At 63.6% G+C, this 12,740-nt stretch carries 13 protein-coding genes; 8 read left to right on the forward strand and 5 right to left on the reverse strand.

Annotated features, from left to right (window positions below; translation table 11 throughout):
- Both ctaA and AB4M76_RS10550 read right to left on the reverse strand, forming a co-directional pair.
- The gene (gene ctaA / locus AB4M76_RS10545) at window positions 1-1,146 is read right to left on the reverse strand and encodes a heme A synthase (RefSeq protein ID WP_368441800.1); all 1,146 of its coding nucleotides are present in this window, start codon (window positions 1,144-1,146) and stop codon (window positions 1-3) included.
- Between the two features lie 265 nt (window positions 1,147-1,411).
- Entirely contained in the window at window positions 1,412-2,176 is a 765-nt protein-coding gene (locus AB4M76_RS10550; protein ID WP_368441801.1) for an RNA methyltransferase, read from the reverse strand.
- Window positions 2,177-2,298: 122 nt separating this feature from the next.
- On the opposite strand from AB4M76_RS10550, the gene AB4M76_RS10555 reads away from it, so the two are divergent.
- Complete coding sequence (locus tag AB4M76_RS10555; RefSeq protein WP_368441802.1) at window positions 2,299-2,922, forward strand: thiamine phosphate synthase; 624 nt, start codon at window positions 2,299-2,301, stop codon at window positions 2,920-2,922.
- Window positions 2,923-2,955: 33 nt separating this feature from the next.
- Here the strand turns inward: AB4M76_RS10555 and AB4M76_RS10560 are convergent, their stop codons facing one another.
- Entirely contained in the window at window positions 2,956-4,098 is a 1,143-nt protein-coding gene (locus AB4M76_RS10560) for a HupE/UreJ family protein (RefSeq protein WP_368441803.1), read from the reverse strand.
- Here AB4M76_RS10560 and AB4M76_RS10565 point away from each other — a divergent pair.
- From AB4M76_RS10565 to AB4M76_RS10580, 4 genes are all read left to right on the forward strand, one after another.
- A complete protein-coding gene (locus tag AB4M76_RS10565) occupies window positions 4,097-4,924 on the forward strand; it encodes a DUF4198 domain-containing protein (protein ID WP_368441804.1) in 828 nt (275 codons plus the stop codon). The genes AB4M76_RS10560 and AB4M76_RS10565 overlap by 2 nt on opposite strands.
- A 41-nt stretch (window positions 4,925-4,965) precedes the next feature.
- Complete coding sequence (locus AB4M76_RS10570) at window positions 4,966-5,850, forward strand: PfkB family carbohydrate kinase (RefSeq protein ID WP_368441805.1); 885 nt, start codon at window positions 4,966-4,968, stop codon at window positions 5,848-5,850.
- A complete protein-coding gene (locus AB4M76_RS10575) occupies window positions 5,847-6,779 on the forward strand; it encodes a pseudouridine-5'-phosphate glycosidase (RefSeq protein WP_368441806.1) in 933 nt (310 codons plus the stop codon). The genes AB4M76_RS10570 and AB4M76_RS10575 overlap by 4 nt, the downstream gene beginning before the upstream one ends.
- Window positions 6,780-6,862: 83 nt before the next feature.
- The gene (locus AB4M76_RS10580; protein ID WP_368441807.1) at window positions 6,863-7,594 is read left to right on the forward strand and encodes a DUF502 domain-containing protein; all 732 of its coding nucleotides are present in this window, start codon (window positions 6,863-6,865) and stop codon (window positions 7,592-7,594) included.
- On the opposite strand, the gene AB4M76_RS10585 is transcribed toward AB4M76_RS10580, so the two are convergent.
- Both AB4M76_RS10585 and AB4M76_RS10590 read right to left on the reverse strand, forming a co-directional pair.
- Window positions 7,595-8,629 carry a patatin-like phospholipase family protein gene (locus AB4M76_RS10585; RefSeq protein ID WP_368441808.1) on the reverse strand — a complete coding sequence of 345 codons (1,035 nt, stop codon included), beginning with the start codon at window positions 8,627-8,629 and terminating at the stop codon, window positions 7,595-7,597.
- The gene (locus AB4M76_RS10590; protein ID WP_368441809.1) at window positions 8,630-9,415 is read right to left on the reverse strand and encodes a 3-hydroxybutyrate dehydrogenase; all 786 of its coding nucleotides are present in this window, start codon (window positions 9,413-9,415) and stop codon (window positions 8,630-8,632) included.
- Window positions 9,416-9,800: 385 nt separating this feature from the next.
- Here AB4M76_RS10590 and AB4M76_RS10595 point away from each other — a divergent pair, with 385 nt between their 5' ends.
- From AB4M76_RS10595 to AB4M76_RS10605, 3 genes are all read left to right on the forward strand, one after another.
- Window positions 9,801-11,519, forward strand: a complete 1,719-nt coding sequence (locus AB4M76_RS10595; RefSeq protein ID WP_368442421.1) for an extracellular solute-binding protein — start codon at window positions 9,801-9,803, stop codon at window positions 11,517-11,519.
- A gap of 87 nt (window positions 11,520-11,606) precedes the next feature.
- Complete coding sequence (locus AB4M76_RS10600) at window positions 11,607-12,083, forward strand: arsenate reductase ArsC (protein WP_368441810.1); 477 nt, start codon at window positions 11,607-11,609, stop codon at window positions 12,081-12,083.
- The gene (locus AB4M76_RS10605; protein WP_368441812.1) at window positions 12,080-12,739 is read left to right on the forward strand and encodes an aquaporin; all 660 of its coding nucleotides are present in this window, start codon (window positions 12,080-12,082) and stop codon (window positions 12,737-12,739) included. Before AB4M76_RS10600 ends, AB4M76_RS10605 begins: the two co-directional genes overlap by 4 nt.
- Window position 12,740 lies beyond the last annotated feature (1 nt).

Below are 12,740 nucleotides of genomic sequence, written 5' to 3' on the forward strand. Positions count from 1 at the left end.
TCAGCCTCTCAGAGATGTGGGGATGGGATAGGCCGCAAGAAAGCGCGCCCGCAGGATCAGCACCCAAAGCACCAGGGCCAGCGCCTGATGCGCAAGGGCCAGATGCACCGGCGCGGCATAAAGCACCGTGACGATGCCCAGCACGACTTGCAGCGCCAGCGCGGCCATCACGGCGTTAAAGGCAAAACGCGTGCGCGCATGGGCCGAACGGCGTCCGCGCAGCCAGACGACGATGCCGAAGGCAAAGAGCAGATAGCCCGCCATCCGGTGCATGAATTGCACCAGCCCGGGGTTTTCGAAAAAGTTGCGCCAGACGGGGGTGATGTCGAAGGCATCGGGCGGGAAGAACTGCCCCTGCATCAAGGGCCAGTCGATAAAGTAACGGCCCGCGTCGATCCCCGCCACCAAAGCGCCAAGCAGGATTTGCAGCGCGGCGAAATGCAACAGCCCCGTGGCCATGCCGAATTGCTTTGCTTCCTTGGCGCGGCGGGCCTGAATGAGGTCTCTCTCACTGCGTCCCAGCAAAAGCACATCCCATGTGATGACCCCGAGGATGACAAAGGCGAGCCCCAGATGGGTGGCCAGCCGGTAGGAGGCCACATCAACGACCCCCTGCCCGCTGGTCACGCCCGAGGCGACCATCCACCAGCCAATCGCCCCCTGCGCCCCGCCAAGCGCGCCGACAAAGAGCAGACGTTTGGTCCAGCCCACCGGAATCTGCCGCCGGATGAGGAAGTAGAGAAAGCCCAAGGCCCAGACCAGACCGATCACCCGACCCAGCTGACGGTGGCCCCATTCCCACCAGTAGATGCGTTTAAAATCAGACAGTTCCATCCATTTGTTCTGAACCAGAAACTCGTCAATCTGTTTGTATTTATCGAATTCCGACTGCCAGTCGGCGTCGGTCATTGGCGGGATGGCCCCGGTGACGGGGCGCCATTCGGTGATGCTGAGCCCGCTGTCGGTGAGCCGGGTGAGACCGCCCACGGCGATCATGATAAAGACCAGTGCAAAGAGGATCATCAGCCAGATGCGGATCGCGCCACGCGCACCGCCCCGGCCTTTGTCGATCCCGCCGGTCTGCACCGGCGCACGGGTGGGTTGGTCGGTGCCGACCTCTTCGAAAAGTTTGCGTTTCTCCGCCATGGCGCGCCTCTTTTTCCGTTTAGAGAGCGTGGTATGACATGGGGGGGGAAAGGTCTAGCCGGGGCGTTATGTTCCCTTGGCCGCAGAGGCATGCCGGCCCGGAATCAAGCCGCAGGCGCCGGGCCATCGCCTGCCCGCCCCACGGGGAGGCGATTTGGCGAAGCTGGGCGCGACTTCGCGACAACATATTGACGCGGCACCATAAAGTGGCATGAACAGCCCGAAGATCGCCACCCCACGGGCAGGCGCTGGCCCTCTGGCTCTTTCAGCCCTTCTCTTTCCAGCGGACCATTTGCCGCAGGATGCCATGCAGCATCTGCACATCCGCCCGGGTTAGCGGCATCCGCGACCACATGTTGCGCAGGTTCAGCTTCATCGAGGCGGTCTTATGCTCGGGAAAGAAGAACCCCGCCTCCTCCAGCCGCTCCTCATAATGCCGCGCCAGATGGTCGACCTCGGCCCCTTTGGCCCAATCGGTCCCGGCCATCTCGGTCACCTCATGGGTCACCTCGCCCTGCGCCCGCATCCATTCGTAGGACATCAGCAGCACACATTGCGCGAGGTTCAGCGAGGCAAACTTCGGGTTCACCGGCACCGACACAATCGCATTGGCCTGCGCGATATCCTCATTCTCCAGCCCGGCCCGCTCTGGCCCGAACAAGACCGCAACCCGTTGCCCCGCGGCGATCTTTTCCGCCGCCAGCCGCATCGCGGCCTCGGGACTATAGACCGGTTTGGTCAAATCCCGCCCCCGCGCCGTGGTGGCAAAGGTGAAATCGCAATCGGCAAGCGCGCCGGGCAGATCAGCGCAATGCTGCGCCTCATCCAAAAGCCGCCCGGCGCCCGAGGCCATCGCCACCGCGGACTGGCTTGGCCAGCCATCGCGCGGTGCCACGACCCGCATGTGATCGAGGCCGAAATTCCACATCGCCCGCGCCGCGGCGCCGATATTCTCGCCCATCTGGGGGCGCACGAGCACGATGGCCGGAATCGGGGCCGAAAGAACGGGGGAGGAGGATGTCTCTGTCATGCGCGCCTCATAGACCCTGCGCCGCAGCACCGCAAGAAAGCCCGCGCGACAGGCGCATATGCGTTTTCTTTTGCAACGCCTTGCGCTAGTCAGACCCCCAGACCCGAGCAAGGACAGTGACCATGGACGCGCCAGAACAGCCGCAGATTTACCTTATCACCCCGCCCGAAGTTGAACTCAGCCGTTTCCCGGCGCAGCTCGCCGCCGTGCTCGACGCGCATCCGGTGGCCTGCGTCCGTCTGGCACTGTCGACCCGGGACGAAGACCGGCTTTCCCGCGCGGGCGATGCGCTGCGCGAAGTGACCCATGCCCGGGACGTGGCGCTGGTGATCTCGGATCATCTGCTGATGGTGGAAAAACTCGGCCTCGACGGGGTGCACCTCAGCGACGCCGCCCGCAGCGTGCGCCATGCGCGCAAAGAACTGGGCGAGGACGCGATCGTCGGCAGTTTCTGCGGCACCTCGCGCCACGAAGGCATGGCCGCAGGCGAAGCCGGCGCGGATTACATCAGCTTTGGCCCCACGCAGGCGAGCGCACTTGGCGATGGCAGCTTTGCCGAGGCCGATCTGTTCCAATGGTGGTCCGAGGTGATCGAAGTGCCCGTGGTTGCCGAAGGCGCGCTCGACATCAATATGATCCGAACGCTGGCGCCCTCGACCGATTTCTTCGGCATCGGCACCGAGATCTGGGACAAGGATGACCCGGTCGCGGAACTGGCAAGCTTGATTGCCGCGATGCAGGGCTAAGACAGCGGTCGGGCAGCCCGAAACTGGGCTGCCTTACAAAAACACCCGTTCGACAAACCAATAGGCGCCGACCGCCGCGATCACGCAGGACGCCGGCACGGCGATGGCGCGCCGATACCAGTCGCGCTTCATCACCCAACCGACCAGCACAAAGGCAATGGCGATCACCGTGAGCTGGCCCAGTTCCACCCCGATGTTGAAACCGATCAACGCCGGTACGAACTGCCCTGCAGGCAGGCCGAACTCCCCCAGCACCGAGGCAAAGCCCAAACCGTGCAGCAGACCGAAGCCAAAGATCACCAAAGGCCGCCAGCGGTTCAGCCCGGAATGAAAGATATTCTCAACCGCGACATAGACGATCGAGGCCGCGATCAGCGGCTCGACAATCGCGCCCGGCACATTGACCCAGCCCAGAGCGCCAAGCGCCAATGTCACCGTATGGGCCAGCGTGAAAGCCGACACCTGCCAGACCAGCGGGCGCAGCCGGGTCGAAAGAAAGAACAGCCCCAGCACAAAGAGGATGTGATCCAGCCCCTTGGGCAGAATGTGATCGAAGCCCACCGGCACATAGCCCACGAAGGTCGCCAAACCATTCTGCGCATCCCCGCCCGAGACCGTGATCTCGGGGCTGGTTCCCCCGCCAGCCAGATAGCCGGTATAGGGCTCGGCCACGCCTTGCTGCCGCAGCACCAAAGCGCCTGCCCCTTCGGGCCATGTCACCTGCACCTGCGACGCCCGTCCCGGCAGGTCCGCCACCAGACGCCAGGCGCTGGCGCGGGGCAGTTCGGGGTCGACATCCTTTGGCACCGTGATCGCAGCACTGTCCAGCGCCACAGCCGCCCCATCGACGCTGAGCAAGGGCAGAGCGTTCCAACCGGCCAGAAGTTCCGGCGCCCGGTCGGCAATCCGCGCGGCGGGCAGGCTGCGCAGATCGTCGTAATCCCCGGCATTCTCGGCGTTGTCGGTATCCGCAACACTATCAAGGTCAATCCCGGCGAGCAGCGCCTCAAGATTGACGCGCAGATCAAGCACAAGCTGACCCTCCACCACCGCCAGATCGGCCACCGTCGGCTGCACCTCATGCGCGCGCAGGCCGGGGGTCAGTAGCAGCAAAAGCATTGACAAGGCCAAGAGATGCGTCAGCTTTGCGCTGACCAATAGGAAAGTTGCCCGCATGTCTTTGTCCCGCCTGAGTTTGCTTTTCTTCTGCGCCCTGCCGCTTGGCCCGGTGCTTGGGCATGAATACTGGCTGTCGCCGCGGAACTATCAAGTTGAAAATGGTGAAAAGATCGAGGCCGATTTTCGCAATGGCGAGGAATTCAAGGGCGCGCCCTATTCCTACCTGCCCAACCGCGTCTCGCGCTTTGAGGTTTTCGTGAATGGCGTTGCCCAGCCCGTTGCGGCCCGCGCCGGCGACCTGCCGGCTTTGCAACTGGAGCCGCCCGCGCAGGACGTGCTGCTGGTCGCGATCATGGAGGCCGCGGCTTCGACGGTGACCTATAAGGATTGGGAAAAGTTCCTCGCCTTCGCCGCGCATAAGGATTTCCCGCAGGCCGAGGCCGATCATATCGCCAACCGCTGGCCACAGGACCGGTTCAAGGAAAGCTACACCCGCCACGCCAAGACCCTGATCGCCGTGGGGAGTGGCGCGGGGCAAGATCAGCCGACCGGCATGGCGACCGAATTTGTCGCGCGCAGCAATCCCTATAGCGCCGATTTCGGGGGGCAGATGGAGGTGACCCTGCTTTACCAAGGCCAGCCGCGCGCCGATGCTCAGATCGAAGTCTTTGACCGCGCACCCGGGGGGGAGGTCACGATCACCATGCACCGCACCGACGACGCGGGCCAAGCCTCGGTTCCGGTGACGCCGGGCCATGCCTATCTCTTCGACGCGGTGGTGCTGCGCCCTGCCCCCGGTGCTGGCACGGGCGCGGCGGTCGATGCGAATAACCCCGTCTGGGAAACGCTCTGGGCCGCGCTGACTTTCCGCGTGCCGCAATAGGCGGCTTGCGTGCGGTAAGGCTTGGCGGCTAGAAGCGCGGGATGAAGAACACAGCAAACATCCTTTGCATCGGTTCCGTCCTTTGGGACGTGATCGGCCGCTCCGAGAACGCCATGCGTCAAGGCTCTGACATGCCGGGGCGCATTACCCGCCTGCCGGGCGGTGTGGCGCTTAATATCGGCATGGCGCTGGCGCGCTTTGGCCTGACCCCGGCGCTGCTTTCGGCCGTGGGGCGCGATGCGGAGGGCGACGAGTTGATCGCCGCCTGCGCGCTGCGCGGGTTGATCACCGATTACGTTTACCGCTCCGATGATCTGCCGACCGACCGTTACATGGCCGTCGAAGGCTCCAACGGGCTGATCGCCGCGATTGCCGATGCCCATTCGCTGGAGGCCGCGGGCGATAAAATCCTGCGACCGCTGGAAGATGGCAGCCTGCCCGCCCCCTACCGCGGCGCCGTGGCGCTGGATGGGAACCTTACCGTCGAACTGCTGGCGCGTATGGCGCAAAGCCCGCTTCTGGCCGAGGCCGATCTGCGGCTGGCCCCCGCCTCGCCGGGCAAAGCGCTGCGGCTGGCCCCTTTCTTGAAGGCCGGGCGGGGCACCTTCTATGTGAACCTCGAAGAAGCCGGGTTACTTTGCCAGACCAGCTTTGACGATTCCCCAACCGCCGCCCGCGCGCTTTTGGCGCGGGGTGCCCTGCGGGCCGTGGTGACCGATGGCGGCAACCCGGCCACGGTCGGCGAGGGCGATGAGATCACCACCCTGACCCCGCCCAAAGTCCATGTGGCGCGGGTCACCGGGGCGGGCGACACTTTCATGGCGGCCCATGTGGCCGCCGAACTCGGCGGCGCAAAGGCCCAACCCGCCCTCAAGGCCGCGCTCGACGCGGCCGCACTCTATGTTTCAGGAGAGACCAAGATATGACATCCGCATCCCCCGCCCTGCCCCTGACCTTTAGCGCCGAAGTCGCCAAAGCCCGCGACAGCGGGGCGCCGATCGTGGCGCTGGAAAGCACCATCATCACCCATGGCATGCCCTATCCGCAGAACCTTGAGGTCGCGCGGCAGGTCGAGCAGGACATTCGGGAGGCGGGCGCCGTGCCGGCCACCATCGCGGTGATCGATGGCGCGCTGCACATCGGTCTCGACGATGATACGCTGAGCGACTTGGCGCAGGCCAAGGACGTGGCGAAACTCTCGCGCGCGGATATGGCGGTCTGCATCGCCTCGGGCGGCACCGGGGCCACCACCGTGGCGGCGACCATGATCGCGGCCCATCTGGCGGGCATCGAAGTTTTCGCCACCGGCGGCATCGGCGGCGTCCACAAAGGCGCGGAAGACAGCTTTGACATCTCCGCCGACCTGATGGAGCTTTCGCAGACCCCCGTCACCGTCATCGCAGCGGGCGCGAAAGCGATCCTTGATGTGCCGAAAACGCTGGAGGTGCTGGAAACCCAAGGCGTGCCGGTCATCACCCTGGGCCAAGACAGCTTCCCGGCCTTCTGGAGCGCAGGCTCGCCGCTGCAATCGCCGCTGCGGCTGGATGACCCGGCCCTGATCGCCAAAGCACAGCGCACCCGCGTCGCGATGGGCCTGCCCGGCGGGCAATTGGTCGCCAACCCGATCCCGGCAGACGAAGAGATCCCGGCTGACGAACTGGCCCCCATCATCGCGCAGGCACAAAGCGAAGCCGATGCGCAGGGCGTGCATGGCAAGGGCGTGACCCCCTTTCTCTTGCAGCGCATTTTTGAACTGACCGAAGGCCGCTCGCTCACTGCCAATATCGCATTGGTGCGCCACAACGCGCGGCTCGGTGCACAAATTGCAACGCAGCTGTCCAAACTGCCGCGCTGATTGGTGAAAAACACGGTCGCGCCATTGCCGGAGGGGGGTATTCGTCTTAGCTATGGGACGAATAACGCGGCGGAAACGACCTGATGAACACACCTTTCGACCCCGACCCTCTGCAGGTCCGCCGCAGCCTTGTGGCCCGGCTGCGCGCGTCCTTCCTGACCGGGTTGGTGGTGATCGCACCGGTCGGGCTGACCATCTGGCTGATCTGGAGCGTGATCGGCTGGATCGACGGTTTCGTGCTGCCTCTGGTCCCCAAAGCCTATCACCCTGACCGCCTGCTTCAGGACTTCCTCGGCCTTGACCCGTCGATGCAGTTCAACGTGCGCGGTCTGGGCGTGGTGATCTTTCTGATCTTCACCACCATGGTGGGCTGGATGGCGAAAGGGCTGATCGGCCGCTCGCTGATCCGCTTTGCCGAAAGTCTGGTGGAACGCACCCCCGTGGTGCGAACGATCTATTCCGGCATCAAACAGATTTCCGAAACGATCTTCGCGCAATCCGAACGCAGTTTCGAGACCGCTTGCCTGATCGAATACCCCCGGCGCGGCATCTGGGCGCTTGGCTTCATCTCGACCGAGGCCAAGGGCGAGGTGCTGGCCCGGACCGGCGGCAATGGCGAGATGATGTCGGTCTTTCTGCCCACCACGCCGAACCCGACTTCGGGGTTCCTGCTCTTTGTCCCGCGCGAGGATGTGATCGAGCTGGACATGAGCGTCGAGGATGCCGCGAAACTGGTGATCTCTGCCGGTCTTGTCTATCCGCCCCGGCCCGGCGCTGACCTGCCCGAGGTGCTGGAATTGTCGGAACCCGAGTGATCAGCCAAACATCTCGGGCAGATCGACGCTGCTGCGCTGGTTGAGGTCATCGAAATGATCCGTCAGAAAGCGTTCCGCCGCCGCAGCGCCCGCCTCGCGCAGCGCTTTGATCACCGCCGGATTGGGCATCAGCTTCGTCGCCACCGACAGCTGCGCCATCAAGGCGTCATCGGCGATCATATGCATATGGACCCGCTTCATCCGCCCCTCTGGCAACGTGCCGTCGGCGATCAGACGTTGCACGAAGTCAATCGCGCGCATCTCTCGTAACAGGCTGGAATTAAAGCTGATCTCATTGATCCGGTTCTGAATCTGCTGCGGTGTCTTTGGCAGGTCTGGCCGTTCCAGCGGGTTGATGTTCACCACCACGATATCCTCTGGCAGATCCGCGCGGAACAGCGGGAAAAGCGCCGGGTTGCCGGTATAGCCCCCGTCCCAAAAGGCTTCGCGCTGGCCGGTCTGGGCGTCGTCAATTTCCACCGCTTTGAAGAGCGTTGGCAGACAGGCCGAGGCCAGAAGCGCATCGGGGCCGATCTCCTCCCCCTGAAACACCCGGATCTTGCCATTGCGCACCCGCGTCGCGCAGACAAAGAAAAAGGGCGGCTTATTCGCCCCGACCTTGCCATAGTCGAAACGTTTCACCACCTCCTCCAGCGGGTTGCGGTAGAACGGCCCATAGGCATAGGGCGAGACCACCCGCGTCATTGAATCCGAGATCGCGACGGGCAAGGAATATTCCATCGCCTGACTCAGCTTGTCCAACCCGAAGGGCGCCAGCCAATGCGACAGGCGCAGGTCCGAGATGCCCGAGACCTGACCCCAAAGCCAGGCAAGGTTCTCCCGCGCGCCCGCGCGCCCGCCGGCGATCAGGCCGGACTTCAGCGCGGCCCCGTTTAAAGCTCCCGCCGAAGTCCCTGATATGCCACAGATTTCCAGATCATCCTGCTGGAGCAGCCGGTCCAGCACACCCCAAGTGAAAGCGCCATGCGCGCCGCCGCCCTGAAGTGCGAGGTTGATGCGTTTGCGCGCGGCCATTTACAACGCGGTCCAGCCGCCATCGACGCTGATCGTGGTGCCGGTGATCTGCGCCGCAGCCTCTGAACAAAGGAAGGTCGCGGTGCCGCCCATCTGCTCGACAGTGGCAAATTCGCGGCTCGGCTGGCGGGTCAGCATGACCTGCTCGATCACCTCTTCGCGGGACATGTCATATTCTTTCATCGTGTCGGGGATCTGCTTTTCGACAATCGGCGTCAGCACATAGCCAGGGCAGATGGCGTTGCAGGTGATCGGCTCCTTCGCCGTCTCCAACGCCGTGGTCTTGCTGAGGCCCACAATCCCATGTTTCGCGGCGATATAGGCAGATTTATAGGGCGAGGCGGTCAGACCATGGGCAGAGGCGATGTTGATCACCCGGCCCCAGCCCGCTTGGCGCATCATCGGCAGGGCTTCGGCCGTGGTGTGAAAGGCCGAGGACAGGTTGATCGCGATGATGGCATCCCATTTCTCCGCCGGAAATTCCGGGATCGGCGCCACATGCTGAATGCCCGCATTGTTCACCAGAATGTCACACTTGCCCGCATCGGCAATCAAGCGCCGACACTCGGCCCCTTTCGACATATCGGCCTTGATGTAGCGGGCGTTTACATTGCATTTCTCCGCCATCTGCCGGGCCAGCGCATGGTCGGCGTCATCATCGGTGAATGAGTTCAGCACAATATCGGCCCCGGCCCGCGCCAATTCCCAGGCGATTCCCAGACCGATTCCTGAGTTTGATCCCGTGATGACGGCGGTCTTGCCGGACAGATCGATGGTGAAAGCCATGGCGCGTCTCCTTGTTCATGCTGCGATTGCATCATGTACCGCGGTGGAGACAAAGGGAAAGGGCTACAAAGGGCCGTAATGCGGATCACCGGCCAAAAAAAACGCCCGCGCGAAGCGGGCGTAAGTTATTGAGGCAGGTTTCATACAGGCAAGAAACCTATCGAGCAGTGACCTCTGTATACGCAATCTACCGTCACAATCCAAGCTAAAAGTTTGATAAGGCGAGAATCCGCAGGTAAGCATAAAATCAAGAAAATAAGGGCAGAACGGGATTGTTGCGAAAATGAGCTGGGATTTTTTCTCGAAAGCACGGGGCGTTGCGGCGCTTTCTTCACTGATTCTGACCGCCAGCGCCGCTTTTGCCGAGCCGCAGCATGGAATCGCCATGTATGGCGCGCCCCAATTGCCGCCCGATTTCACCGCTCTGCCCTATGTGAACCCCGAGGCCCCCAAGGGCGGCGAGATCGTTCTGGGCAATACCGGGGGATTCGACAGTCTGAACCCCTTTGTGCGCAAGGGCACCGCGCCTTGGCAGCTGCCGCATTTCACCCATGAAACCCTGATGGGAAGGTCCTGGGACGAACCTTTCGCGCTCTATGGGCTGTTGGCCGAATCGATCGAGGTGCCCGAAGACCGGTCCTGGGTCGAATTCACCCTGCGGGAAGAGGCGCGGTTTTCCGATGGCAGCCCGGTCACGGTCGATGATGTGATCTTCTCCTTCGATCTGCTGGGCTCGGAAGGCCACCCGCGCTACCACGGGTTGCGCAAACAGATCGAGAGCATCGAACAGACCGGCCCGCGCAGCCTGCGCATGACGTTTAACAGCGACAACCGCGAACTGGCGCTTCTGGCCGGGATGCGCCCGATCCTGAGCCGCGCGCAATGGGAGGGCGCAGATTTCGCCAATGCGCCCTTGGCTGAGATTCCGCTGGGCAGTGGCCCCTATGTGATCAGCGACTATCAGGCGGGCCGCTATGTCACCCTGACGCGCAATCCGGACTATTGGGGGGCCGAGGTGCCGTTTCGCCAAGGCACGCATAATTACGAGGAGATCAAGATCGACTTCTACGGCGACGCCAATGTGCTGTTCGAGGCTTTCAAGGCGGGCCAGATTTCCGCCGTGCGCGAGTTCAACGCCGAGACCTGGGCCACGCAGTACGACTTTCCCGCCATCGCCCGGGGCGAGATCGTCAAATCGACCTTCCCCCATAGCAAACCATCCGGCATGACCGGTTTCGTGATGAACACCCGCCGCGCGCCTTTCGACGATTGGCGGGTGCGGGACGCGATGATCTCGGCGTTCAACTTTGAATATATTAATGAGACGCTGACCGGCGGCGCCTTGCCCCGCATCACCTCATATTTTTCGAACTCCGACCTTGCGATGCGCGATGGCCCGGCCTCGGGTCAGGTGTTTGATCTGCTGAGCGACTATGCCGACACGCTGCCCCCCGGCACGATTGATGGCTATGCGCTGCCGGTGGCCGATGGCTCGGCCCGCAACCGCGCGGGCATCCGCGCCGCATTGCAGCAGCTTGAGGCCGCGGGCTATGAAGCCGACGGCGGCATCATGCGGCGGGCGAATGGCGAACCGCTCACCTTTACCATTCTGCTGTCCAAGGGCAGCCGGGAAAACCTCGCGATTGCAGAGCTTTATAGCCAAGCTTTAAAGCGGCTGGGGATCACGGCGCTGATCGAAACGGTGGATGACGCGCAATTCGTCGCGCGGCAGAATGCCTATGATTTCGACATGACCTATTTCCGCCGCGCCCTGTCGCTCAGCCCCGGCACCGAACAGCGGTTCTACTGGGGGTCCGAGGCCGCCGACCTGCCCGGCACGCGCAACCTGATGGGCGTCAAATCCCCTGCGGTGGACGCGATGATCGACCGCATGCTGCAGGCCCGGGAGACCTCTGAGTTCGTCGCCGCCACCCGCGCGCTGGACCGTATCCTCACAGCCGGGCGCTATGTCGTGCCGTTTTGGCAATTCGACGAGGGGCTGATCGCCCATGACGCGCGCATGGCCTATCCCGACAAAATCCCGCTCTATGGCGACGGGCCGAATTTCATGCCCGAGGTCTGGTGGTGGCAGCCCGCCGAGTAGGCAGACGCCAACTGTCATAAAACTTTCACTTGTCGTCGGGCGGGGCGCTTTCTATCCCTGCCCGCGCAATATCTGAAAGCCAGCCCCATGAATATCCTCGTCCTCTGCACCGGCAATTCTGCCCGCTCCATCCTGCTCGAGGCGCTGCTGCGCGATCTGGGCGCGGGCCGGCTGACCGTATTCTCCGCCGGCAGCCAGCCAGCCGGGCAAGTGCACCCGGGCGCGCTGAGGATCTTGGCCGAGCACGGGCATGACACCCACGGCTTCCGCTCCAAAAGCTGGGATGAATTCGCCGCCCCCGAGGCCCCCCGGATGGATCTGGTCATCACCGTCTGCGGCTCCGCGGCGGCCGAGACCTGTCCGCTCTGGCCCGGCACGCCTCTGCGCGGCCATTGGGGTGTCGAAGACCCCGCCGCCGCATCGCCAGAAACGCAGGCCACCGCCTTTGCAGATGCCTACGCCATCCTGCGCCGCCGCGCCGAAGCCTTCGTCGCCGCCCCTGTCACCGAGATGGACCGCGCTGCCCTGCAAGCGCATCTCAGCCAGATCGGAATGCTCGCATGAGCCGCCGTCTCGCCGCCGAAGCCCTTGGCACCGGTCTTCTGCTGGTCTCGGTCATCGGCTCCGGCGTCATGGGGGCGGCGCTGGCGCAGGGCAATGTCGCCATCACGCTGCTGGCCAATGCGATTGCCACGGGCTGTATGCTCTATGTCATCATCACCGTGCTTGGCCCGATCTCGGGCGCGCATTTCAATCCGGCGGTGAGCCTTGCCTTCGCCCTGCGCGGCGCGCTGCCGTGGTCTGACCTGCCCGGCTATGTCACCGCGCAGGTCTTGGGCGGGCTGCTGGGGGTCTGGGCCACGCATCTGATGTTCGACCTGCCGCTCTGGCAATGGTCCACGACGCTTCATCGCACCGGCGGCGCGCAGTGGTTCTCCGAAATGGTCGCGACCTTTGGTCTGCTCTTGGTGATCTTCGGCGGGCTGCGGGCACGGGCAGAAGCGGTGCCGACCTTGGTCGCGCTCTATATCACCGGCGCCTATTGGTTCACCGCCTCGACCAGCTTTGCCAATCCGGCGGTGACCATCGCACGCGGGTTTTCCGACACATTCGCGGGCATCAGCCCGGCGCATATCCCGGCCTTTGTCCTCGCGCAATTGGCGGCGGTGCTGATTGCTCATGTCGCGCTGAAAGCGCTGCTGGACGACCCGGCAAGCTGAG

The sequence above is a fragment of the Sulfitobacter sp. PS-8MA genome (genome assembly GCF_040933935.1).
In the GTDB taxonomy this organism is placed as follows: domain Bacteria; phylum Pseudomonadota; class Alphaproteobacteria; order Rhodobacterales; family Rhodobacteraceae; genus Sulfitobacter.